This is a genomic window from Stenotrophomonas indicatrix (genome assembly GCA_041545745.1).
GTDB lineage: Bacteria > Pseudomonadota > Gammaproteobacteria > Xanthomonadales > Xanthomonadaceae > Stenotrophomonas > Stenotrophomonas indicatrix_A.
This window is the reverse complement of record CP168152.1, coordinates 2,572,478-2,595,286: the sequence shown is the minus strand read 5'-3', so window position 1 is coordinate 2,595,286 and position 22,809 is coordinate 2,572,478. Positions and strand designations below refer to the sequence as shown.

The following is a 22,809-nucleotide window of genomic DNA, read 5'->3' as shown; positions in this document are numbered from 1 at the left end:
CGTGGACGGGGATGTTCATAGTGATTTGGCCAGGCGATACAGCAGGAAGGCGCCGGTCAGTTCCATGCACAGGGCGATCAACAGGATCTTGTGGCCCAGCGGATCGTGCAGCACCGGCTGGAAGAACTCGGGGCTGGAGATCGCCATCAACACGGCGCTGGCCGGGGGCAGCAGGCCCAGTACCCACGCCGACATGCGGGTTTCAGACGTGGTGGCAGCCAGTTCCTGCTGGGCCTGTTCCAGGTCGCGCATGAAGTCGCCCATGCGCTGCAGGATCTGGTCGGCACGGCCACCGATGCGCACGCTCACGCCCATCACCACCGCCAGCACCTTCAGCACGTCCATGCGGTAAGGCTGTGCGGCCAGGCTGAGCGCGCGGTCCAGGTCCATGCCGCCACGGGCATAGCGCACGGTGGTGTCGAGCAGGCCACGCAGCGGGGCGTTGGTCTGCACCGAGGCGACCTGGAAGGCGGCCTGCAGGCTGTTGCCGAGCGCGGTCAGGCGCACCAGGTTGTCGAGGAAGTCCGGCAGCTGGTGCAGCAGCTGTGCCTGCAGCTTGCCGGTGCGGCGCATCAGCCACAGCCAGCAGCCCAGCAGGTACAGCAGCAGGGTCAGCGGGAACATCCAGGCAGTGCCCAGGCGCAGCACTGCGAATGCGGACAGGGCGATGCCCGGCAGCAGCATCAGCAGTGGCAGCTTCCAGCCCGGTGTCAGGCCGGCACGTTGCAGCTGCCCGTCCCAGGGCAGGGGGCGCCGACCCGGTGGTGGCAACGGTGCCTGCCGTGCCGCGTCGGTGGCGGTGTTGGCGCCAGCGCCGGTGCCGCGCGCCAGCTGCTGCTCGGCATGCTGCAGGGAGGCCTGGCGCTGTTGGCGGGTGCTGGCTGTGCCCCACAGCCACACGGCCAGCGCCAGCAGCACCGACACGATGCTCAGCACACCCAGCAGCAGGCCGGTACTCATGCTCAGAAGTCTCCGTACAGGGATTCGCGCAGCAACTGCCGGAATGGTTCCAGCTTGTGCGAATGCGGCTGGAAGCCCAGGCCGATCCAGCGATCGATTTCCTTGCCGCTGCCATCGATCTGCACTTCGTGGCGGAACATCTCCTGGGTGGTGATCAGGTTGTCGCTTACGCCGGTGATTTCGGTGATCGACACCAGCACGCGGCGGCCGCTGCCCAGGCGCGAGATCTGCACGATGAAGTCGATGGCACTGGCGATCTGCCGACGCAGACTGTCTTCGCTGCCCTGGAAGCCGGCAAAACCGGCCAGCATCTCGATGCGGTACAGGCAGTCGCGTGGCGAGTTGGCGTGGATGGTGGCCATCGATCCGTCATGGCCGGTGTTCATCGCCTGCAGCATCTCCAGCACCTCGGCGCCACGCACCTCGCCGACCACGATGCGGTCGGGACGCATGCGCAGGCTGTTGCGCACCAGGTCGCGGATGCTGACCGCGCCCTGGCCCTCGGCGCCACCGATGCGGCTCTCCAGGCGCACCACATGCGGGTGATTGAGCGAGAGCTCGGCGGTGTCTTCCACGGTGATGACGCGTTCGTTGGCCGGCACATAGCTGGCCAGCGCATTGAGCAGCGAGGTCTTGCCCGAGCTGGTGCCGCCGGAGACCAGGATGTTGCAGCGGCCCAGCACCATCGCCTTCAGCAGCGCCTGCATCGGTGCATCGAAGGTGCCCTTGGCCAGCAGCTCGTCGGGGGTGAAGGGGTCCTTGCGGAACTTGCGGATGGACACCATCGGCCCGTCCACCGCCAACGGCGAGATGATCGCGTTGAGGCGACCGCCATTGGGCAGGCGCGCATCGACCATCGGATTGGAATCATCCAGGCGGCGGCCGAGCGGGGCGATGATGCGGCGCAGGATGCGCAGCAGGTGGGTGTCGTCGGTGAAGCGCTGTGGCGCGCGTTTGAGCTGCCCGCCCTGGGAGACATGCACATCCTTGAAGCCATTGATCAGGATGTCTTCGATGGTGGGGTCATGCAGCAGGTCATCGAGCGGGCCGAACCCGGTCAGCTCCTTGACCAGGCCTTCGGCCACCACCTGCATTTCTTCTTCGTTGATGGGAATGCGCCATTCCTGGATGAAACTGACCGTCTGCACCTCCACCCAGCGGGCGATGGTGTCCGGGGCCCAGGAATCGATGTCGATGCGTTCGTCTTCGATGCTGTTGAGCAGGTGCTCATGTGCGGCCGACAGCACCTTCTGGTACTGCTCGGTCTGTGCGAACGGCAGGCTGCCCGGTGCATGTTCCGGCACCGGGTTGCGGGCGACAACGTGCGGGAACGGGGTCACTTTGTCTTCCATTGCGATCCACCCAGGGCAAGGGCAAGTCTTTCCCGCAGGCCGTGCGCCTGGACCGGGCAGGCAGCCGGATCCAAGCGTTGCACCAGCGGGGCGAGGGCACGCAGGTACGGGTCGCGCGGCGCATCCTGCAGCAGCAGATGACCGTGGCTGGCGGCCGCGCGTACCCGAGGCCGCTCGGGCAGGGTGGCCAGCAGCGGCAGCTCGAAGCGGCGCGCGATCTGTTCGGGGCTCATGCCACTGTTGTCGTCGTGGCGGTTGATCAGCAGCTGCAGTCGCTTCTCGCGATCGCGCTGGCCGGAAAGGTGCTTCAGGGCGTGGTCCAGCGATACCAGGGTGGCTATCGATGCGTCAGCCACCAGCCAGATTTCATCGGCCTGTTCCAGCAGCAGTGGTGGCAACTGCCGTAGCGGGCAGCCACCCGCATCGCACAGCACGCTGGCAAACACGCCGCGCAGTCGTTGCAGCAGCGCGCCGGGATCGGACGGCGGCAGCGCGTCGCTGCCACTGGCGCGATCAAGCAGGACCAGGCCGCTGGGATGCCGGGCCATTGCCGTTCGTGCCAGGGTGGCATCGATGCGGCTGGCATTGCGCAGCGCATCTTCGTAATGGAAGCGGCTGTCCAGGTTGAGGTATAGGGCGAGGTCGCCAGCCGGCTGCGCCAGATCCATCAGCAGCCCGTCCCGCACGGCTGCCTCGCCCTGGGCCAGGGTATGGGTCTGTTGTGCGAGCACCGACAGATGTGCGGCCAGGGTGCTGGTGCCGACGCCGGCGCGCACGCCCAGCAGCACGATCAGCCGCGCCTTGTGCGCCTGCTGTGCGCTTGCGGCGGAGCGCGGTGACAGGGCGCGACGCAGGGCGGCCTCGATGCCGGTGTTGTCACTGTCCAGGTCCAGCACATCGCGCAGGCCGGCGCGTAGCGCCATCACCACGCCTTCAACCTGGCCGGCGCTGGTGGCGCCTACCGCCACCAAGGTCAAGTCCGGTTGGGTCTGCTGCAGCTGCTGCGCCAGCACCGTCGATGCCGATGCATGCTCCGGGCGGAAGTCGAGCAGCACCAGGTTCTGCGGGCCACGCTGAAGGTCCTGTGCCGAGGTCGGCTCGCCGCTGTCCTGCCAGTGCAGTGCCGTGGCCGGCGGCAGCTTGGCAGCCAGGCGCGGCAGCAGTTCGCGGTCGATCCCGTACAGGACCAGGTTCATCGGTGGTCCTTGCGGGTGCAGCGGCAGGGCAGTGGCGTAGGGCATGGGCGTGGTACCGGAGACGTCATGTGGGTCAGCGCGAGAAACCGGGCACGGGGTCGCGGCTGATCGGGCCAAGCAGCCACGCGCCCCATTCGGGCATGTTCGGCTTGGCTTCGCGATCGCCGGGCAGCGGCAGTACGGTATTGCGGGCAATCGGCTGTACCAACCGCGGCGTGACGATGATCACCAGTTCCTTGTCCTGGCGCTTGTAGTCGAAGTTGCGGAAGAACGTACCGATGATCGGCAGGTCGCCGAGCAGGGGAATCTTGTTGACCGTCGACGCCACGGTGGAACTGACCAGACCACCGATGACGAAGCTCTCCCCATCGCCAAGCTCGACGGTGGTATCGGCGCGGCGGGTGGTGATTGAAGGGATCTGCACGCCGTTCAGTGCGATCGAATTGGTGTAGTCCAGGTCGCTGGCTTCCGGTGCAACCTTCAACGCAATGCGGTTGGGTGAGAGCACCGTGGGGGTGACGGTCAGGCCGATGCCGAACGGCTTGTAGGTGACCGTGGTCGTGCCAAGTCCCTGCGGCTCCAGGATCGGCAGTTCGCCACCGGCCAGGAAGCTGGCGCTCTGCCCGGACAGCGCAACGAGGGTCGGCTCGGCCAGTACGCGGGCCATGCCGTTGGCCTGCAGCAGGTCGACGTCGGCGTTCCACAGGCCCTTGGTCGAACCAAACACCAGCCGGAACGCCGAGGAGATCGGCGATTCGCTTTCGTTGCTGGACTCGCCTTCCTTCATGCCCGGGAGGATGCCGGTGTTGCCTGGCAGCTGCCCGCCCGGTCGGGCGAATCCATAGGCGAAACCACCGTTGCGGTTCTGGAAGTTGATGCCGATCTGCTTCAGCGCCGTCTTGTTGAATTCGACCACCTTGACCTCGACCTGTACCACGCCGCCGCTGCTGATGGTGGAAGCGTCGGTCAGGCTGCCGTCCTTGCCCAGCGCCATCACTGCGGTCTTCTGTTCCTGCATGTGCGCCAGCACGCTGTCGCTGCTTCCCTGCAGGAGTCCTTGGTAGTCCTGTTGGGTGAACACCAGCCCGTTGGGGCCTGTATCGGCCGCCCCCTGCACAGCACTCTGTACGCGCACCTGCACGCGCTGCGGTTCGCTCTGCTTGCGGTGCCACAGCAGCAGGGTGGTGGTGCCCGGTGCTTTGCCGACCAGCAGTGCCTGGCGTGCGCCGCGCAGCATCACGATGTCAGCCACGCCGGGGTCGGCGATGGCGACCCGTTCCAGGTCGGCCGGCAGTGTCCATGGCCGCTGTTCGCGGGTCTGCAGCAGCAGATCGTCGGCAGCCACGCTCGCACCCGGTGCCAACAGCACCAGCAGCAGGGCCAGCCAGCGCTGGCGGACAGTGGGGCGTAGGCGGTGGCGACGTTCAGTCATGTGTGCTCTCGGCAAGGGTCAAAGTGAGCCACGGGGGGCGGCAGTGTCGCCACGGATGATTTCGATGCCCGCCGGTCGCGGTGTCGAGCGACGTGGCGTCGGTGCGCGCGCCGGCGTTTCGTGAGCGCTGCGCTGTACGCTGCCGCTGCGGCCAGCCAGTGCGTCGCCATCCAGTCCAGCGTAGGCGTGGTTCTCCGGTCGCTGCAGGGCCTGCTGCTGTTCGTCGTCCAGGCCGCGCACCGGGTCCAGCACGCCGCGCGCCTGCGGGAACAGCGCCACGTCCGGCAGGCCGGTATCGGCGGGATTTCGCAGGGCCAGGAACAGCTTGCCCTGCTGCGCGCCGAGCAGGAGGCGGTTGGCGTCGGCCACCGGTACCGCCAGCACCGCGGTGCGTGCTGGTTGTGTGGCATCGCTGCCGTTTCCGTTGCTGTGGGCGCTGCTGGAACCACTGGTGATATCGGCCGCGCGTGAGTCGCTGTTGGCCGTGGCCGGTGCCTCACCCTGTGCAGTGCCGGGTGCCACCGCAATGTCCTGCTGACCGTAGCTGAGCACGCGCAGGCGTGACAGCAGCAACCGCGTCTGTGCGATGTCCTGCTGGCCGTTGTAGCTGGTAGCGGCGCTGCGCAGGTTGAGGAACACGTCGACGAAATCGCCGGGCAGGATCCGGTTGCCTGCCGCGACCAGCTCATCGACCGGCACCGCCAGTGCCCGTTCGCCCGGCCGCAGCTGCAGCGAGAAGCCCTGTGCGAGCAGGCTGGTGCCAATCGCGCTGCCTTCGCTGATGTCCTGCACGGGCACCTTGCCAACCACCGCCGCCAGGTCGGTCACTGCCCCCGGCACTTCTGCAGTGTGTTGCGTCAGTCGTACGCCATTGGCGCTGATCGGCTCGCCGGCAGGTAGCCGCGCGGTAGCTTCAACGACACTGAAGGTCTGCGCATCGGCCTTTACGATCGTGCTCGGATTGTCCGCCGAGGCCGCAGGCTTGCGTCCGATCACAAAGGCCACCACAGCGAGCAGCACGGCGAGCGCGATCAGGGCGATGGCAGCGATGCGGGTCAACTTGAGCATGAAAAACGTCTCCTGTACCGATCGTCAGTTGCTGCCAAGGTCCAGCTGGGCGACCGCGACGCTGCGAATGGGGGCCCCCATCACCCAGCCATAGAGCGTGGCGGTGCCGGGCAGGAAGGGGTGGGAGTTATAGTCGTAGCTCACGGTCACGGTCATGCATTGCACCGTCGCCAGGCCGGCGCAGGGCGCCTGCGGTGAGACCACGATGGCACCGGCGCCGCCAGCGCTGCAGTCCGGGTTCTGCCTGGAAAACTGCAACAGCCATTGCATGGAGCGGCGGGCCGCCAGGCAGGCTGCGGTGCGCCGCTCGCCGGCGCTGCCATAGCGCAGCGAAGCGCGCGCGCCCTCGGCCGAGGCCGTGGCCAGAGTCTGCTGTGCGGCCATGATCAGCACGCCGGAAAAGGTGAACAGCAACAGTGGCACCAGGCCGAGCAGCAGCATCAGCGCGAATTCGATGCTGGCCACGCCGCGTTGGCGGCGATGCGCGAACGCTTTCATGCCACGCCTCCATAAGTGGTTGCCAATACCCAGCCAATCGCAGCGAAGGCCAGGTAGGCCGCGTAAGGGATGCCCTGACGCCCTGCGCGCGCAGCGTGCAGTTCGCGCAGCGCAGGGTGGCCATTCCAGTGCGTGCTGGCGCGATTTACCTGCATCTGCAGGCGCAGCGGTAGGTGACCGGCCAACTGCCGTCCGACGATCACCAGCATCGCGTGGGCGCCTGCGGCCAGGCTGGCAAGCACCCATACCGGCAGCAATGCCTTCCAGCCCAGCAGCAGGCCGAGCACGGAGAAGAACTTCACATCACCGGCGCCCATCCAGCGCACCGCGTAGAACGGCAGCAGCGCCAGCAGGCCAAGTGTCGCGCCCAGCAGGTGTGGCGCCCAGGTGGTGCGCGTCGCATTGAACTGGTGGGCGATGATCAGCGGCACGGCGATCGCGCACGCGGCCAGCAGCCAGGTGTTGGGCACGCGGCGGGCGTACAGATCACTGATCGCGATCCGCAGGCACACTCCCATGGCCAGCAATCCCAGCAGTGTCATCGCACACCCTCTTCGTCCGTCGTTGGACAGTTGCAGACCCCTTCATCGGCCACCACGGTCGCCATCGAAGCGACCGCAGATGCTGCACCCCGCGCGACGGCTAGGTGGTGGTGGCGTCGGTGGCGATGGCCTGCAGGCGGGTGAACAATGTGGTGAAGAATGCGGTGATCTGGGTTCTGCCCACCACGATCAGGATGCCGGCGATCACGGCGGCCAGCAGCCCGTATTCGAGCGCGGTCACGCCATCTTCTTCTTTCAGGAACTTGCGGATCGATGCGTTCATGACGGTTGTCTCCCTCTACCTGTCAGTTGCTGCAGGAAACCTGCATGGGCGGTGGCCCGGCTCCGCCGGGACCGTCCGTAGGCCCCCGCCATCCTGGCGGAGGAGGCACGGCGGGCAATCCCGCTGTGCTCAAGCAGGGTGATCATTCCCGGGCAGGGCAGCGGCCGCGCAACCGCGACCGCACGGCACCTGGCCGGTGGTCGAAACGGCATGTCGTACGTGCATGGTCATGCTGTCCCCCTGGGTGTGGCCGCTCTCTGCGCGCCCGATCACCGTGTATTCGACTTTGCCTGAATGGCGGTTCCCTGCAACCGGAACCTATATGCAAATTCGGCAGATTCGTTGAATTACTGAATATTCAGATGCGGATCTGTGACGAAAAGCCATTCCTGCGCAAAACGGTTCATGGTCGTGCAGATAACGTGATGTTAATTTTCGTGCATGCGAAAATCATGCCATTCGCGCACACATTTTCTTCACGCATTCGATAATGATGGAGTCTTGAAACATGCTGTTTACGGCGGCGGATTGTCGGGCATACTCGCATTCAAGGTTTTGCATTTTCAGGGGTGGCGCGCGTGCTTCGCGGCGACCATCACGGCAACGGACGATGCTCTTGGAAACGGCGTGCGCCCTGTCAGGCAGTGGGGGCGGGGTCGTGCAGCAGACCAAACGGGGGACGACACTGTCATGGTCGATGGTGGGGTGGAAGACAACGACGACAGCGACCTCAGGTCGATCGACCTGGCCACGCTGAGCGGCGTGCTCCGCGTGTGCGATGTGGAACTGTTGCTGCTTGATGGCAATGGTCCGCGCGCGGCGTTCGCTTCGCGCGTTCACGAGGAAGCCCTGTTCTGCAGCATCAGCTGCGGTTTTCATTGCCGCGGCCGGTTCATGCTGCCCCCCGACTGGGCGATGCTCGGCTATCTGCATGCCACCGACGATGCATTGAGCTGGTGCCATGGCGTGCCACTGGCGCCGGGCATGGCGTTGACCGTGATGCCGGAAGGCATCAGTGAATTCACCCTCAGCCCCGGCAGCAAGATGACGCTGATGCTGGTACCGGTCGCGCGCGTACAGCGCAAGTTGACCGAACTGAGCCTGCGCAGCACGCCACCGGCGGGGCAGGCACTTTCGCTGTTCAATCTTGGCGATGACGCAATGCCGCTGGTCCGCCACTACCAGCAACTGCACGCGCAGCTGGGGCAGGGAGGCGGGCTGCAGCCGGAAGAAACCGAGCGCCTGCTGCACGAGCATATCCAGGCGCTGCTCGGCGCCGGCCCCGCTGACCGGCCCAGCTGCAGTCGCGCCCGCCGCACGCATTACCTGATCGCGCAGCGGGCGGAGAACTTCATGCGCCTCAACCTGCGCCGCAATATCTACATGAATGAAATCTGCGACGCCGCCGGCGTCAGCGAACGTGGCCTGCGCTATGCCTTCGAGGATCTGTTCGGCACCTCGCCCAACCGCTATCTGTCGATGCTGCGCCTGTGCGCGGCCTGCCGCAGCCTGTCGATGGCCGATTCCAACCGGCGCTCGGTCAAGGCCATTGCCCTCAGTTGCGGGCTGTGGGATCTGTCGCGCTTTGCCGACAACTACCGCAAGGTATTTGGCGAACTGCCACGCGACACTCTGATGCGCGCGCCCGCTCAGCTAGGCCAACCCGCCTGAAGGTATCGGCCGGGCTGCCGCCCGGCGCCCGCTGTAGTGCCGGCCGCTGGCCGGCAACCTCAACCTCAACAGCAACAGCCGGCTCTGGGTTTTCTGTGGGTTGGCGGGGCGGTGTGGGCTTACAGGACACGCCGTAAACCCATCCATGGGGGCTCGATGGCGCCATCCATGGCGCCAACGGTCCTGCAAGCCCACACCGCCCCACCCCTGACAGTTTCCCGAGGGCGGTGGGATCTGCCGTCGTGCATTCACTTCTGCATGATCGATCTTTGATTTTCAGTGATTATTTCGATCTAAATGAAAATTGATGATTCGACTTTCCCTCAGCCGGGCATGGCCCGGCTCTACAGGAAACCGCGCGGGAAACTGTCGAAGGCGGGGTGGGTCCGGTTGCGGGGGTGTCCGCGGCATGGATGCCGCGGCCAAGCCTCCAGGGACGGATTTACGGCGTCCCCCGCAACCGGACCCATCCCGCCATCCCCCAGGACCCCAGCTTTTGCCGTTGCTGTTGCCTTTGACGTGGCCTCTGCGGGTGCCGGGCGCAGCCCGGCCAGCCCTCCCTGCCGGTTTTGCATATCCGGCTGCCGAATCCGGCCGTGGATTTGCCGGAATGCGCGATTGCCCTGCCGGAATGAAGTGCTCAACCCTCGCTGGAAGGCGCGAAATGTCAGTCACCTGCCTAACGGCAAGTCCACTGACATTCAAGTTGTCCGCCTACGGGGGAAATGCTCATGAACCGCATCTACCGGCGTGTATGGAACCGCCAGCTCAATGCTCTGGTTGTGGCCTCGGAACTGGCCACTGGCGATAGCGGTGGTACCGCACCGCGCGACCGTCGTGCCAGCCTTCTGGTGCCCAGCACCCTCGCCCTGGCGCTGCTGTGCGTGCTGGCCAGCGGACCCGCGGCGGCAACGGAGTCCAGCCAATCGCTGCGCGACCTGCAGGCGCTGGCGGCCAAGTACACCCAGCCGATGCCGGTGAAGGTCGATGCCGAAGTGGCGCTGGCGGCGGCCGCACGACAGGCCCAGGCCAACCCGGCGATCAGTGCGAACGCACGCGTCGGCCTGCAGCTGAGCACGACCTCGCTGCCGGTCGTGCGCGACGTCCTTCCGGCCACCGTGCAGGTCAAGCTGGCGGCCGGCGCCACGCCGAATCATGTGCCGGCACCGGCCCTGGCTGCCGACGTACGCGCCAACATCGGCGTTGGCAACGCAGCCGCCACCCGCGTCGATGCCGCGCTTGCCGCGAACGTCGCACCGGCGGCGCAGGCACCGTTGGGTCTGTCGGCCAATGCGGCAGCAAACGCCAACGTCGGCATCGCCGGTACGCCGGTTGCCAGCGTTGATGGCGGCACCCACGTTGCCACCGCAGTAAGTACGTCGCCGACCGGATTGAAGGCGGCCGTCGACGGCAAGGTCGATTCGCAGCTGATCGTGGCCGGCAACCACATCGAAGGACAAGGCCAGGCCGGTGCCACCGCATCAGTCACTCTGCCGGCCAAGGAAGAGCCGCCGGGCGACACCGATGACCGCGCGATCACCGCCGCATTTGATACCGGCGTGGCGGGCAAGGTACGCGTGCAGGGCAAGGACGGCGGAGAACTCGTTGCCGATCGCAACCTCAAGCTGGCCGGCACCGCAACCGTCGCCGCACAGAACAGCGCGCTTGGCCTGGGCGGCCTGCTCAACGGCGTCGGCACTGCGCTGAACGGCGTTGGCAGCGCTGTCGGCAGCCTGCTCAACGGCGATCTCAACGGCACTGTCGGCAACCTGACCGGCGCCGTCGGTGGCCTGGTCGGCAATACCCTGGGCAGCCTCGGTCTGACCTCACCGTCGGCCATTCCGCCGACCAGCCCGAAAGCGCCGGCCGCTGCCGACCCGAACGCGGGCCTGGTGATCGGCACCGGTGGCCTGGTGGGTGGTGTCACCGAACTGCTCGGCCCGACCACCGCCAGTCTTTTCGGCGGTACCGGGTACCTGTCCAACGGCAACCTCAAGCTCAGCACCGCCAACGTCATGCAGACCTATTCCACGGTCAACGTGCTCGGCCTGCCGGTGGTCAATGCTACGCCGGTCGGTACCACGCTCAATGGCCTGGGTGGCGCGGTCACCGGCGGCAGCTCGCACCTGACCCTGATCGGCGGTGTCACCTCCGACAGCTATATCTACAACATCAACAACGGCAATCCCGGTGGCCTGCTCGGCCTGCTGCTGCCCAAGGATTCGCCGGCCTGGGCGGCCAAGTGCCTGGACATCGCACTGGCTGACATTTCCTGCTGGGCGGTCAACGCCGCACAGGACTACCAGGTGCTGATGGGCGATGGTGCCTATGCCAACGGTTCGAAGGAAGTGGTGATCGGCGCCAACGCCCGCCATGAACTGCCCAAGGTCGATGCCAACGTCGCCTTCCCCGGCGCGGGCGCCAACGATCCGAGCGATCCGACCGGCGTTCCCACCGCCGACTACGCAGCACGCATGGGGCACTCGGTGGTGGTAGGCGACAGCGCCAGCGGCACCGCCAACGGGCAGACCCTGCTCGGCGCGGAGAGCACCTCCAACCAGGCCAATTCGGTGGCGCTGGGCTACCGCTCCGCCGCAATGCGTGGTGCCCAGGCCAGCTACAGCGCCTACGGCCTGACCACCGCACAGGTGTCCGCTGGCGAGGTGTCGGTAGGCACCGCCGGTGGTGGCGAGCGGCAGATCACCAACCTCGCGGCCGGCAGCGCCAACACCGATGCGGTCAACGTGGCCCAGCTGAAGGGCGCGATCAGCCAGATCGATGCGGTCGGCGCCGCGGCGGTCACCTATGACCTGGATGGTGCAGGCGACCCCAACTACCGCCGTGTCACCCTCGGCAATGGCACCGGCACCACCACCATCGGCAATCTGGCCGCCGGTGCGATCAACGCCACCAGCAGCGAGGCGATCAACGGTGCGCAGCTGTTCGCCAGCAACGACACCATGGCGAAGTTCTTTGGCGGACGCGCAGCATTCGATCCGCTCACCAGCACCTTCACCGCACCGCTGTTCGAGATCAGCACCATCTCCACCGGTGGCGCCGTGGCCTCGGGGCTGTATGACAACGTCACCGACGCCTTCGATGCGGTGGACGGCTCGCTGGTCAACCTCAACACGCAGATCAACGACATCCGCAACACCGGCACCAAGTACCTGCGGGTGAATTCGACCGGTGCTGAAGCTGTGGCCAGCGGCGCCGAATCGATCGCCGTCGGTGCCGGTGCCAGCGCAACTGCAGCCAACGCTGTTGCCGTCGGTGCTGGGAGCCTGGCCGATCGGGCCAACAGCGTGTCGATCGGTGCCGCAGGCGCCGAACGCCAGGTCACCAACGTCGCCGCCGGTACCGCCAGCACCGATGCGGTCAACCTGGGCCAGTTGCAGGCCTCGGAAGAGGGCGCGCTGCGCTACGACGTCAACGTCGACGGCAGCGTCAACTACGGCAGCGCCACCCTCGGCCAGACCGGCACGGCCACCACGCTGCGCAACCTCGGCCCGGGCCAGATCAGCGCTGCCAGCAGCGAAGCGATCAACGGTGCGCAGCTGTTCGCGGCCAACCAGACCGTCGCCACCCACCTCGGCGGCGGCGCTGCAGTGGACGCCAATGGCGTGGTCACCGCGCCGACCTACACGCTCAACAACGTCGCCGCCAACGGCACGGTCAGCCAGGGCAGCTACAACGACGTCGGCACGGCCTTCGATGCGGTCAGCAATTCGCTGGCCAACGTTGCCGACCAGACCGATGACCTCGACACACGCGCCGTGAAGTATGACGTGGACGGGAGTGGCAACGTGGTCGATACCGTGACCCTCAACGGAACCGGCGGTGCACCGGTGAAAGTCACCAACGTGGCCGCCGGCAGCATCCTGGCAGGCAGCAGCGATGCCATCACCGGCGATCAGCTGTTCAGCACGCACCAGACGGTGGCCAGCTACTTCGGTGGCAGTACGGTGTACAACGGCAGCACCGGGCTGTGGACCGCGCCGACCTTCAGCATCTCCACCATCGCCACCGATGGCACCATCACCGGCAACGACTACAGCAACGTCACCGCTGCGTTCTCTGCAGTGGACGGCTCGCTGCGGGTGCTCAACCAGCGCATCAGCAGCGGTGGCGGCAGCCCGTACCTGGCGGTCAACTCCACTGCCGCAGCGGCAACGGCCACCGGTGCCGAAGCACTGGCGGTCGGCCCGCAGGCCAGTGCAGCGGGTGCGGGCAGCGTGGCGGTCGGCAACGGCGCCAATGCCAGTGCAGGCAACAGTGTTGCGCTGGGTGCGGGTTCGGTGGCCAGCGTCGGCGCGCAGACCGGTTATACCGGCGCCTATGGCCAGACCGGCGCAAGCAATTCGTCCGGTGAAGTGGCGGTGGGCAGCAGTGGCAGTGAGCGCAAGATCACCCACGTGGCGGATGGCTCCGACGACCATGATGCGACCAACGTCGGCCAGCTGAAGAATGGCGTGAACTACGCCATCGACCAGTCCAAGGCCTACACCGACCAGAAGATCCAGAACATCACCAACGTCGCCGGCAGCTTCCGCGCCAACAACAGCAACAACCTGGCCGATCCGGCCGCCACCGGTGCCAATTCCGCCGCAGGCGGTGCCGGCTCCACTGCGGCCGGGGCCAACTCGACTGCATTGGGCAACGGCTCGCAGGCGCAGGCCGACAACTCGGTGGCGCTGGGTGCGGGCTCGGTCGCCAACCGCGCCAATACGGTGTCGGTGGGGGCAGCCGGTGCCGAGCGCCAGGTGGTCAACGTGGCCGATGGTTCGCAGGCGACCGATGCGGTCAACGTGCGCCAGCTGCAGGCTTCTCAGCAGGGCACGATCCGCTATGACACCACCACCAACGGCACCACCAACTACAACAGCGTGACCCTGGGCAGCACCAGCAGCGGCCCGACCACGGTGCGCAACGTCGCCGCCGGCACCGCCGGTACCGACGCGGTCAACGTCGACCAGCTGAAGTCGGGCATGGCGCAGACCCTGGACTGGTCCAAGGCCTATACCGATGAGCGCATGGGCGGCTTCGAACGCGATCTGCGCAAGACCGACAACCGCGCCTCGGCCGGTATCGCCTCGGCGATGGCAACCGCGTCGCTGCCGCAGCCCAGCGAAGCCGGCCGCAACATGGCCTCGATCGCCGCAGGCAGCTACAACGGCGAATCCGGCGTGGCCCTGGGCATCTCCGGTGTTTCCGAGGGCGGGCGCTGGATTTACAAGTTCAGTGGTTCCACCAACAGCCGCGGCGAGGCCGGTGTGGCCGTCGGTGCTGGCATCCAGTGGTGATCGCCCGTGCCGGGTCGCATTCGCGGCCCGGCGCAGAGCGCAACGTCTAAAGGGGGAATGACATGAAATCGCATCGCATCGCTCGCAGTGGCCGCGTCGCCGCCACGCTGGGCCTGATCCTGGCCGCAGGGCTGTTGGTTGCCTGCCGCAGCCACGCACCGGCCGCCGATGGTCCCGCCGGCAGTACTGCCGTCACCTTCCCGGAGGCCAGCAAGGCCTCGCTGAAGGAAGGCATCTATCCCGATATCGCCGACCTGCGCCGGTTCGCACCGGGCATGAGCAAGCGCCAGCTCTATACGTTGCTGGGCACCCCGCATTTCAATGAAGGCATGTGGGGCGTGCGCGAGTGGAACTACCTGTTCAACTTCCGCACCGCACAGGGCGCCGAATACTTCACCTGCCAGTTCCAGGTGCGCTTCGACAACAAGGGCATCGCCCAGGGCGGCTACTGGAAGCCTGAATCGTGCGCAGCCGTACTGGACCCGCCGCGTCCGCCTGCACCGCCACCGCCGGCGCCCTTGCCGGAGCAGCCGCTGCGACTGGCTGCCGATGCGCTGTTCGATTTCGACAGTGCGGTGCTCAGCGCCACTGGTCAGCAGGCAGTGCAGGGCGTGTTGGCGCAGGTACGTGAGGCCAGCCAGGTGCAGTCGATCCAGGTGGTCGGCTATACCGACCGCATCGGTAGTGCTGCCTACAACCAGACGCTGTCGCAGCGGCGTGCCGAGGCTGTGCGCATGGCGCTGGTACAGGGCGGCGTATCCGCGGCGAGCATCAGCGCCGAAGGTCGAGGCGCGGCGGAACCGCTGGTGCAGTGCGACCAACGCAACCGGCGCGAACTGATCGCCTGCCTGGCGCCCAACCGCCGGGTGCAGATCGCTGGCGTGGCCCGGCCGCACTGAATCCCCGTGCCGAGGCGTGCCCCGGCATCCCGAGTCCCCCCTGTTCTGCCGGCAGGACGTGGAAACGTCTCCCCCGTTTTCCACGCCTGCCGGTGGGCAGGTTTCTTCCCTGGTGCAGCTGATGAATGCCCAATTCCTGCCCTTGTCCATGAAGACGGAAGCCACTCTCAGCGTGTACGGCCAGCTCGGCAACCATGCGGTCGTGCGCATTCCCGGGCGCCGGCTGCCGGGCCTGATCCTGCAGGCCGATACCGTTGCCGGCTTCCTCACCCAACTGCAGGAAGCACAGGCGTGCCTGCGCAGCGGCCGCGCCCAGCGTGCCGACGCCGAGCTGGACATGCTGGTCGACATGCTCGAGCAGTGGTACGCGCTCATCGAATCGCGGCTGGCCGACGCCGGCGAGGCCTTGTAGAGAAAAAAGGGGACGGAGGGGATTAAGTCGTTTCCCGCACAGCCGGGGCATGAGCGACTTGATCCCCTCCGTCCCCTTTTCTGTTGCTAGGCGCGGGCGCGGATCATCCAGCAGGCGGCTTCCACCCGCACGCGATCACCGTCGATGAACGATGCGAACGCAGCCAGCGCGTGTTGCAGCAGCCCATCGGCGCGTTCGGCCGGCAGCGCGCGCAGGGCCAGGCCCACGGGCCCAAGCTGGCCGACGTAGCTGGCCAGCGCATCACGGCTGAGGAAACAGGTCAGGTCCAGCGGCGCGATGTCCACGTCCTGCCATCCGGCACGCTGCAGCAACTGGCGCACCCGCTCTCCATCGGCGAAAGCGAACTGCCCCGGTGCACCCGGTACCCGCGCCGGCAGCATCAGCTGGTCCGCCAGCGCACGCTCGGCGGTGGTCATGAACGGATTCTCCTGCGCGCTGCGCCAGGCGATGCAGCGCAGGCCCGCGCCCGCTTGGGCGGCACGGTGCAGGTTGGCGAAGGCGACCAGCGTGTCCTCGAAGAACATCACCCCGAACCGCGACTGGATCCAGTCGTAGCGCGCCGTTGCGAAGGCATGGCGCTGCGCATCGGCAACGATGAAGTCGATGTCGCGCCCGATCGCGGCGGCACGCTGGCGGGCGAGGGCGAGCATCGGTGCGGAGATGTCGATGCCGGTGCAGTGGGCCTCAGGACGGGCTGCGGCGGCGGTCAGCGTGCTGGCGCCGGTGCCGCAGCCGATGTCCAGCAGTTCCGTGACGGCAGCCGGCAGTTCGTCGCGCAGGGCATCGGCCATCGGTTGGAACAGGCCGTCCAGTAGGGCCTGCTGCGCGACCCAGTTCTCGCCAGCGGGGCCGTTCCAGAGCGTGTTCTGATCGAGCGGGAGTGAATCAGCCATGGGCTTGCCTTGCGCGGGGAGTGCGACCATGGTGGCGCTTGAAGCCCACTTGAGGTCAAGCACGATGCGGGAACTGGATATCGGTGAGGTGGTGCGCCGCAGTGGCGTACCGGCCTCCACCCTTCGCTACTACGAGCAGCTGGGCCTGTTGCAGGTGCTGGGGCGCCGCGGCCTGCGCCGGCAGTACCACGAACAGGTGCTGGAACGGCTGGCGTTGATCGGCCTGGGGCAATCGGCAGGCCTGTCGCTGCAGCAGATCGGCGCAGCGATGCCGCAGGAGGCGGGGCTTGCATTGGACCGCACGGCATTGCTGGCCCGGGCCGATGCGCTGCAGCGGCAGATCCGCGGATTGCAGAGGGTAGAGGATCGGCTGCGGCGGGCTGCCGCCTGTCCACACGCCGAGGATGCACGGCGCTGCGCCTCGTTCCGCAGGCTGCTGCGTGCGCAGCAGCGCGTAGCGCGCGGATGAACTGCCGACACCCGCTCAATCGCGGGTGCTGACTTCCCAGGTGGCATGCAGCACGCCCGGCACCTGCTCCATGCGCGCCAGCACCACGTCCAGTTCGTCGGCGCTGACCGCCGTGCTGACCAGTACTGCGATCACATCGGTAGGCGCATCGGCGTGCTCGACCAGTTGTACGTCGCCAACGGGGTACTGCGCTGCTTCCAGCGCATCGACCAGGCGCTCGCGCACGCGCGGCACCGCGTCGGCATCCACGCTCAGGCGCACTTCGTAGGTCGCTTCGCTGGTGGCTTCGTTGATCGGGATGCGGTTGATCGCGTTCACCAGTGGCCGCAGCAGGGTGTTGCCAGCGATGATCAGTACGGTCAGCAACACGCCTTCGGCCAGCATGTCCGCGCCGGTGCAGCTGCCAACGGCAGCCGAGCACCACAGCGTCGCGGCGGTGTTCAGGCCGCGCACGTTCATGCCTTCCTTCATGATCACGCCGGCGCCGAGGAAGCCGACGCCCGAGACGACGTAGGAGATGACCCGCACGGCCTCGGCGCTGCCGGCGATACGCATGCCCAGATCAACGAAGGCGGCGGCGCCGACGGCCACCAGCACATTGGTACGCAGGCCGGCGGTACGCTGTCGGTATTGGCGCTCGGCCCCGATCAGGGTGCCGAGCACGAACGCCGCCAGCAGGCTGACCACGGTGTCGGCGAAGGGGCCGGACTGGAAGGTTTCAATGAAGCGCATGGCCGCAGTCTACCTCCCGCAGGTGACAGTAGATCCACGCCATGCGTGGATGGGCTGGGGCGCCGGGGACATCATCCACGCATGGCGTGGATCTACTCGTCGATGCGCTCGCCCATCATTTCTCGCTGGCGCTTGTCCAGCTCCTCCGCATAGCGCTTGCGCACGAATGCTTCAGACACCACGCCCAGTACCTGGCCATCGTCGGCCACCACCGCCAGCTCGTCGGCCTGGGTCTGGTCGAACCGCTGCATCACGCTGACCACGTCCGCGCTGGCGGCAAGCGCTACGTCGCGGTTCTCGGCGAACGTACCCACCACGTCCTCGGGCTTCACGCCGTCGCCGAACAAGCGCGGAATCTGCACGATGCCAGCGTAGTGGCCTTCACCGTCGATCAGGATCACCCGGCTGCCCGAGCCCAGCGGGAAGCGCTGGCGGAAGGCGGCGGCATCGAGGTCGGCTGGGGCGGTGGCTACACCCTTGCGCATCATCCGCCCGGCGTTGAGGTTGTGCACCCAGCCGATGTCACGCGCGCTCTTGATGGTTTCCCCGCGCAGATGCATGCGCCAGGTCGAGAAGGAATAGCCGAACCACTGGCGCACCAGGGTGCTGGAGACCAGCACGGCGCTCATCACCACGCTGGTCAGCAGGAAATCGTGGGTGCCTTCCAGCACCAGCATGGCCATGGTCATCGGCGCGCCAACCACCGCGGCGGCCAGTGCGGCCATGCCTGCCAGCGCCGCCGACGTGGCGTCGACCACCGGGACGCCGGTGGCCATCGCCAGCAGCCCAGCAAACAGCGTGCCGACCAGGGTGCCCATGAACAGCGAGGCAAAGAACAGGCCACCGCGGAAGCCGAAACCCAGCGAAATGCCCGAGGCCAGACATTTCAGCGTCAGCAGTCCGCCAATCCAGATCAGCGGCAGATGGGTGGTCAGGTCCAGGTGCAGTGCGCCGTGGCCGGACGACAGTATCTGTGGGCTGGCCAGGGCCAGCGGAATCAGCAGCAGGCCACCCACCACCGGGCGTCCCCACAGCGGCAACGGGCTGCGTTTGACCGTGCCCTCGATGGAGGCGATCAGGCGCATCACCGCAATGCCGACCATCGCGCAGCAGCAGCCGAGCAGGCCGTAGATCGCATAATCGGCAGCGCGCACGTCGATGGTGGATGCCGCCGGCAGCAGATAGGCTTCCACGCCCGCCTGGTCGGCAACGAAGGCGCCGGCCAGCGCGGCCACCGCAACCGGCGCCAGTGCCGCCGGCGTATAGGCGCCGATGACGATCTCGAAGGCGTAGAACGCCCCGGCCAACGGTGCACCGAAGGCCGCGGCGATCGCACCGGCCGCGCCGGCACCCACCAGGATGCGCACGTCGTTGCGACGCAGGCGCATTACCCGTCCCAGCTGCGAGCCGCTGCCGGCACCCATCTGCGTGTACGACGCTTCCAGTCCGACCGACGCGCCGCAGCCATTGGAGACCAGGGTCTGAGTCAACACGATCAGATTGTCGCGCATCGACATGCGGCCGCCGTGCAGCGCATTGGCTTCCACGGCGTCCAGCAAGGGGCGTTTGAGGCGCGTTGCAGCAAGGCTGACCAGGCCCACCACCAGGCCGCCCAGCGGCAGTACCAGCAGCGCGGTCCAGGTCAGTGCGGGCAGTGAGCTCAGGCGCATGCCCTCGTCCAGCCCATACAGCGCCGTCTGCAGGGTGCGTGCCAGCCCCGCCTGCAACAGGGTCAGGCCGCCGGCGATCAGCCCGACCAGCAGGGCCAGGGCGATGAACCACAGGTCGCTGCCGCGCAGGCGCAGGCGCAGGCCCTGGAAGGCCAGATGCAGGCGCGATGGCGAAGCGGCGGACGACATGGTGGCGGCATGATACGCCGCCACCGTGAGCGCCACCGTCACCGCATCAGGCGGTTACCGCACTCAGAAGCGGTAGCGGCCCTGCACGTAGAACGTGCGTGGTGCGGCCACCATGCGCCCGGCGTTGCCATCCACGTTGCGGGTGTACCAGCGCTTGTCGGCCAGGTTGTTCACGCCCACCGCAACCTCGCTGTCGGCCAGCCACGGCAGCTGCCAGGCGGCCTGCGCGTTCCACAGGCGTACGCCCGGCACACGCCCCACGCGCGCATCGGCGGTTTCGTTCCAAGTGTTGGCGGCATCGGAGAACTGGCCGCTCTGGTGGGTGCTGGACACGTTGAAGGTCCAGCCGGCCAGCGCATAACGGGCGCCGATGCTGTCGGTATCGCGCGAATAGAACGGCACATCCAGGCCACGATTGTCGCCGGACTGCTGGATGGCCTTGGTCCAGGTGTAGTTTGCGTACAGCTCCAGCCCGGCCAGCGCGCTGCTCTCGGCGAAGCGGTATTCGATCGCGCTTTCCACACCCTTGTGGTCGGTGGCGCCGATGTTCTGGAACGTGGGCGGGGTGATGCCTGGAATCTGCAGGATCTGGTTGTCGAAGCGCATCTTGAACACGGTCACTTCCGCACGCAGCGCGCCATCCTGCCAGCGCGCACCCAGCTCGGTGGTCCTGGCGATTTCCGGGGTCAGCGGATTGGTCGCGCTCTGCGAGTTGAGCTGGATGTTCTGCACCGGCCCGAACGAGGTGGTGTAGTTGCCGAACACGGTCAGCTGCGGGGTCAGCAGGTAGGCCACGTTGAGCGAGGGCAGGGCCTTGTCGTTGCGGCTGCTGAAGGTTGCGCCACCACCGGCCTGCCGGCGGTCCATGTCGATCCACTCCATGCGCACGCCGGGGGTGATCCGCCACTGGCCGATGGCGATGCGGTCATCGACGTAGAACGAGTACGCATCGGTGGCGTTGTCGAAGCGGGTGGTCGCGCCGGCCGCACCGGTACGGCGGGTCACGGTGTAGCTGCGGTCATTGCCGCGCTCGCGCAGGAAGCGGTAGCCGGCGGTGATGTCGTGCACGCTGCTGCCCCAGCGCAGGCGCTGGGTGTAGCGCGGTTCGATGCCGAGCACGCGGTAGTCGCGCGGCTGCACCGTGATCTGGGTGTTGGCGGCATTGATCAGCGAGCTGGCGCGGTTGCTTTCGTTGTAATACGCCAGCACCTCGAACTCGCTGTTCTCCGACAGCGTGTTGGTGTAGCCCAGGTCGATGCCGGTGCGATGGCCCTTCCAGAAGTCGGTCGGCCGGGTGTTCTGGAACGGATCGGCTTCGTACTGGGCGCGGGTCAGGCCACCCGGAGTCAGCGAGCGCACGTTGTAGTACGAGAGTTTGGCGCGCAGTTCCTGTTGCGCATCGATGGCATAGGCGAACTTCAGTGCCAGGTCGTCGAAACGGTCATCGCTGCCCTGGCGCCAGCCGCGGCCGTCCTGCCCGGAATACAGCAGGGCCATGCCCAGCCCGTTGTCGGCGGTGCCGCCGAGGAACGCGTTGTACTGGGTGCTGTCGCCGCCGCCGTGGTCGTAGGCGCTGTAGCGCACGCCGGCCTCGCCGTGCAGCCCAGTGGCGGTCGGAATCGCACGCGTGCTGAAGTTGATGATGCCGCCGACATTCTGCGGCCCGTAGCGCACCGCGCCGCCGCCACGCACCACGTCGATCGACTCGATGTTGGCCAGGCTGGCCGGGGCGAACGACAGCTGCGGTTGGCCGTACGGCGCAACCGCCAGCGGCACGCCGTCCAACAGTACGGTTGAGCGCGGCGAGTAGCGACCGGTCAGGCCCCGCACGCCGATGTTGAGCGACACCGAGCTGCCGGCGGTGCCGGAGTTGTCGGTGACCTGCACGCCGGGAATGCGGCGCATGGCATCGCCCAGGCTGGCGGCGCCGCTGGCCTCGATGCGCTGGCGGTCAACCACGGTACGCGCGCCGGCGAAGCTTTTGACGCTGTCGTGCAGGCCAGTGCCCAGCCAGCTGCCCGATACCTGGATGCTGTCGAGCGTGGCGGCGCCGTCCTGCGCGAGGGCGCCGGCAGCGGGGATCAGGCACAGGGCGAGGGCGGCGGCCAGGGGCAGGCGGGCCGGTTGCAGGGCAGGGATGGGCATCGTTGCGGGCAGTGGAAGGGCGTAAATGAGAATTATTGCTGATTCCATTCGCCATTGGAATCGGCACACGGTTCAGCGCTTTGACCCGGTGGTAAAGTGATCAATCGCCTCCTGACCCGCTGAGATCTGCCATGTCCACTGCTGCTTTCTACCCCGTCGGTACCCCTGGCCAGCCGTGGGGCTTGGCGGAACGGGAGCAGTGGCGTGCGCGCCAGCAGCGCCTGCGCCGCTACGACGAGGAAGTGCTGCCGCGCATCGATGCACTGGCCGAGCGCTTCGACAAGGTGGCCTACGGCCAGCTCGACTATGCAGGCGAGACCTATACCCTGTTCGCCCTGCGCAGCCGCGACTGGAATCCGGCATTGCCGGCCGCGCTGGTGACCGGCGGTGTGCACGGCTATGAGACCAGTGGCGTAATGGGAGCGCTGGAGTTCCTCGAAAAACACGCCGACACCTATGCCGGCAAGGCCAACCTGCTGGTCGCGCCGTGCGTGAATCCGTGGGGCTTCGAGCGCATCAACCGTTGGAACTTCGATGCGATCGACCCGAACCGCAACTTCCGCGCTGACGGCCCGGCCCGCGAATCGACGGCGCTGATCGAACTGATCGCACCGTTGAAGGGCCAGTTCGTGCTGCACATCGACCTGCACGAGACCACCGACAGCGACGAGAGCGAGTTCCGTCCCGCACTCGCCGCGCGCGATGGCAAGCCGTTCGAACCGGGCCTGATTCCCGATGGCTTCTACCTGGTGGACGACAGCGAGAATCCGCAGCCGGCCTTCCAGCAGGCCGTGGTCGCCGAGGTGGAGAAGGTCACCCATATCGCACCGGCCGACGACAAGGGCGAGATCATCGGTTCGCCGGTGGTCGCGCACGGCGTGATCGAGTACGCGCTGGTGCCGCTGGGCCTGTGCGCCGGCATCACCGGGGCGAAGTACACCACCACCACCGAGGTCTACCCGGACAGCCCGCGGGCGACGCCGCAGCAGTGCAACGACGCGCAGGTGGCGGCGGTGTGCTCGGCGCTGGACTACGCGCTCGCCCATCGTTGATCGGTAGTGCCGGCCGCTGGCC

The 22,809-nt window shown here is 67.1% G+C and carries 18 protein-coding genes; 6 read left to right on the top strand and 12 right to left on the bottom strand.

Annotated elements, in window-relative coordinates:
- Positions 1 to 15: 15 nt before the first annotated feature.
- The 8 genes from ACEF39_RS11885 to ACEF39_RS11850 form a co-directional block, all read right to left on the bottom strand.
- Entirely contained in the window at positions 16 to 960 is a 945-nt protein-coding gene (locus tag ACEF39_RS11885) for a type II secretion system F family protein (protein WP_500285184.1), read from the bottom strand.
- A gap of 2 nt (positions 961 to 962) precedes the next feature.
- Positions 963 to 2,312 carry a TadA family conjugal transfer-associated ATPase gene (locus ACEF39_RS11880; RefSeq protein ID WP_500285183.1) on the bottom strand — a complete coding sequence of 450 codons (1,350 nt, stop codon included), beginning with the start codon at positions 2,310 to 2,312 and terminating at the stop codon, positions 963 to 965.
- Positions 2,297 to 3,553 (bottom strand): CpaE/TadZ family protein, encoded by a 1,257-nt coding sequence (locus ACEF39_RS11875; RefSeq protein ID WP_500285182.1) that lies wholly within the window; start codon positions 3,551 to 3,553, stop codon positions 2,297 to 2,299. The genes ACEF39_RS11880 and ACEF39_RS11875 overlap by 16 nt, the downstream gene beginning before the upstream one ends.
- Positions 3,554 to 3,581: 28 nt before the next feature.
- A complete protein-coding gene (locus ACEF39_RS11870) occupies positions 3,582 to 4,940 on the bottom strand; it encodes a type II and III secretion system protein family protein (protein WP_500285181.1) in 1,359 nt (452 codons plus the stop codon).
- An 18-nt stretch (positions 4,941 to 4,958) separates the two neighbouring features.
- A complete protein-coding gene (gene cpaB, locus ACEF39_RS11865; protein ID WP_500285180.1) occupies positions 4,959 to 6,008 on the bottom strand; it encodes a Flp pilus assembly protein CpaB in 1,050 nt (349 codons plus the stop codon).
- Between the two features lie 24 nt (positions 6,009 to 6,032).
- Positions 6,033 to 6,506: a TadE/TadG family type IV pilus assembly protein gene (locus ACEF39_RS11860; RefSeq protein WP_500285179.1), complete on the bottom strand. Its 474-nt coding sequence runs from the start codon at positions 6,504 to 6,506 to the stop codon at positions 6,033 to 6,035.
- On the bottom strand, positions 6,503 to 7,048 hold the full coding sequence (locus ACEF39_RS11855; protein ID WP_500285178.1) for an A24 family peptidase: 546 nt from the start codon (positions 7,046 to 7,048) through the stop codon (positions 6,503 to 6,505). Before ACEF39_RS11855 ends, ACEF39_RS11860 begins: the two co-directional genes overlap by 4 nt.
- A 100-nt stretch (positions 7,049 to 7,148) precedes the next feature.
- On the bottom strand, positions 7,149 to 7,331 hold the full coding sequence (locus ACEF39_RS11850) for a Flp family type IVb pilin (RefSeq protein ID WP_025878547.1): 183 nt from the start codon (positions 7,329 to 7,331) through the stop codon (positions 7,149 to 7,151).
- A 690-nt stretch (positions 7,332 to 8,021) separates the two neighbouring features.
- Here ACEF39_RS11850 and ACEF39_RS11845 point away from each other — a divergent pair.
- From ACEF39_RS11845 to ACEF39_RS11830, 4 genes are all read left to right on the top strand, one after another.
- Positions 8,022 to 9,002, top strand: a complete 981-nt coding sequence (locus ACEF39_RS11845; RefSeq protein ID WP_500285177.1) for an AraC family transcriptional regulator — start codon at positions 8,022 to 8,024, stop codon at positions 9,000 to 9,002.
- A gap of 731 nt (positions 9,003 to 9,733) precedes the next feature.
- Positions 9,734 to 14,305 (top strand): YadA-like family protein, encoded by a 4,572-nt coding sequence (locus tag ACEF39_RS11840; protein ID WP_500285176.1) that lies wholly within the window; start codon positions 9,734 to 9,736, stop codon positions 14,303 to 14,305.
- Between the two features lie 62 nt (positions 14,306 to 14,367).
- A complete protein-coding gene (locus ACEF39_RS11835) occupies positions 14,368 to 15,204 on the top strand; it encodes an OmpA family protein (RefSeq protein WP_500285175.1) in 837 nt (278 codons plus the stop codon).
- A 121-nt stretch (positions 15,205 to 15,325) separates the two neighbouring features.
- Complete coding sequence (locus ACEF39_RS11830) at positions 15,326 to 15,616, top strand: DUF6959 family protein (protein ID WP_170929478.1); 291 nt, start codon at positions 15,326 to 15,328, stop codon at positions 15,614 to 15,616.
- Positions 15,617 to 15,702: 86 nt separating this feature from the next.
- Here ACEF39_RS11830 and ACEF39_RS11825 read toward each other — a convergent pair whose 3' ends face one another.
- Positions 15,703 to 16,530: a class I SAM-dependent methyltransferase gene (locus ACEF39_RS11825; RefSeq protein WP_500285174.1), complete on the bottom strand. Its 828-nt coding sequence runs from the start codon at positions 16,528 to 16,530 to the stop codon at positions 15,703 to 15,705.
- Between the two features lie 64 nt (positions 16,531 to 16,594).
- On the opposite strand from ACEF39_RS11825, the gene ACEF39_RS11820 reads away from it, so the two are divergent.
- Entirely contained in the window at positions 16,595 to 16,999 is a 405-nt protein-coding gene (locus ACEF39_RS11820) for a MerR family transcriptional regulator (RefSeq protein WP_500285173.1), read from the top strand.
- Positions 17,000 to 17,014: 15 nt separating this feature from the next.
- Here ACEF39_RS11820 and ACEF39_RS11815 read toward each other — a convergent pair whose 3' ends face one another.
- The 3 genes from ACEF39_RS11815 to ACEF39_RS11805 all read right to left on the bottom strand — a co-directional run bounded on the left by ACEF39_RS11815 (position 17,015) and on the right by ACEF39_RS11805 (position 21,735).
- A complete protein-coding gene (locus tag ACEF39_RS11815) occupies positions 17,015 to 17,731 on the bottom strand; it encodes an MgtC/SapB family protein (protein ID WP_500285172.1) in 717 nt (238 codons plus the stop codon).
- A gap of 92 nt (positions 17,732 to 17,823) precedes the next feature.
- Positions 17,824 to 19,590 (bottom strand): chloride channel protein, encoded by a 1,767-nt coding sequence (locus tag ACEF39_RS11810; RefSeq protein ID WP_500285171.1) that lies wholly within the window; start codon positions 19,588 to 19,590, stop codon positions 17,824 to 17,826.
- Between the two features lie 63 nt (positions 19,591 to 19,653).
- Entirely contained in the window at positions 19,654 to 21,735 is a 2,082-nt protein-coding gene (locus tag ACEF39_RS11805) for a TonB-dependent receptor family protein (protein WP_500285170.1), read from the bottom strand.
- A gap of 131 nt (positions 21,736 to 21,866) precedes the next feature.
- Between ACEF39_RS11805 and ACEF39_RS11800 the strand changes: the two genes are divergently transcribed.
- Positions 21,867 to 22,787: a M14 family metallopeptidase gene (locus tag ACEF39_RS11800; RefSeq protein ID WP_500285169.1), complete on the top strand. Its 921-nt coding sequence runs from the start codon at positions 21,867 to 21,869 to the stop codon at positions 22,785 to 22,787.
- Positions 22,788 to 22,809: the final 22 nt, after the last annotated feature.

Bases quoted from the DNA above. Each gene is read 5' to 3' on its own strand.
- ACEF39_RS11875 (WP_500285182.1), bottom strand. From the start codon at position 3,553: ATGCCCTACGCCACTGCCCTGCCGCTGCACCCGCAAGGACCACCGATG.
- ACEF39_RS11825 (WP_500285174.1), bottom strand. From the start codon at position 16,530: ATGGCTGATTCACTCCCGCTCGATCAGAACACGCTCTGGAACGGCCCC.
- ACEF39_RS11860 (WP_500285179.1), bottom strand. From the start codon at position 6,506: ATGAAAGCGTTCGCGCATCGCCGCCAACGCGGCGTGGCCAGCATCGAA.
- ACEF39_RS11880 (WP_500285183.1), bottom strand. From the start codon at position 2,312: ATGGAAGACAAAGTGACCCCGTTCCCGCACGTTGTCGCCCGCAACCCG.
- ACEF39_RS11830 (WP_170929478.1), top strand. From the start codon at position 15,326: ATGAATGCCCAATTCCTGCCCTTGTCCATGAAGACGGAAGCCACTCTC.
- ACEF39_RS11840 (WP_500285176.1), top strand. From the start codon at position 9,734: ATGAACCGCATCTACCGGCGTGTATGGAACCGCCAGCTCAATGCTCTG.
- ACEF39_RS11870 (WP_500285181.1), bottom strand. From the start codon at position 4,940: ATGACTGAACGTCGCCACCGCCTACGCCCCACTGTCCGCCAGCGCTGG.
- ACEF39_RS11800 (WP_500285169.1), top strand. From the start codon at position 21,867: ATGTCCACTGCTGCTTTCTACCCCGTCGGTACCCCTGGCCAGCCGTGG.
- ACEF39_RS11810 (WP_500285171.1), bottom strand. From the start codon at position 19,590: ATGTCGTCCGCCGCTTCGCCATCGCGCCTGCATCTGGCCTTCCAGGGC.
- ACEF39_RS11820 (WP_500285173.1), top strand. From the start codon at position 16,595: ATGCGGGAACTGGATATCGGTGAGGTGGTGCGCCGCAGTGGCGTACCG.
- ACEF39_RS11885 (WP_500285184.1), bottom strand. From the start codon at position 960: ATGAGTACCGGCCTGCTGCTGGGTGTGCTGAGCATCGTGTCGGTGCTG.
- ACEF39_RS11835 (WP_500285175.1), top strand. From the start codon at position 14,368: ATGAAATCGCATCGCATCGCTCGCAGTGGCCGCGTCGCCGCCACGCTG.
- cpaB (WP_500285180.1), bottom strand. From the start codon at position 6,008: ATGCTCAAGTTGACCCGCATCGCTGCCATCGCCCTGATCGCGCTCGCC.
- ACEF39_RS11855 (WP_500285178.1), bottom strand. From the start codon at position 7,048: ATGACACTGCTGGGATTGCTGGCCATGGGAGTGTGCCTGCGGATCGCG.
- ACEF39_RS11805 (WP_500285170.1), bottom strand. From the start codon at position 21,735: ATGCCCATCCCTGCCCTGCAACCGGCCCGCCTGCCCCTGGCCGCCGCC.
- ACEF39_RS11850 (WP_025878547.1), bottom strand. From the start codon at position 7,331: ATGAACGCATCGATCCGCAAGTTCCTGAAAGAAGAAGATGGCGTGACC.
- ACEF39_RS11845 (WP_500285177.1), top strand. From the start codon at position 8,022: ATGGTCGATGGTGGGGTGGAAGACAACGACGACAGCGACCTCAGGTCG.
- ACEF39_RS11815 (WP_500285172.1), bottom strand. From the start codon at position 17,731: ATGCGCTTCATTGAAACCTTCCAGTCCGGCCCCTTCGCCGACACCGTG.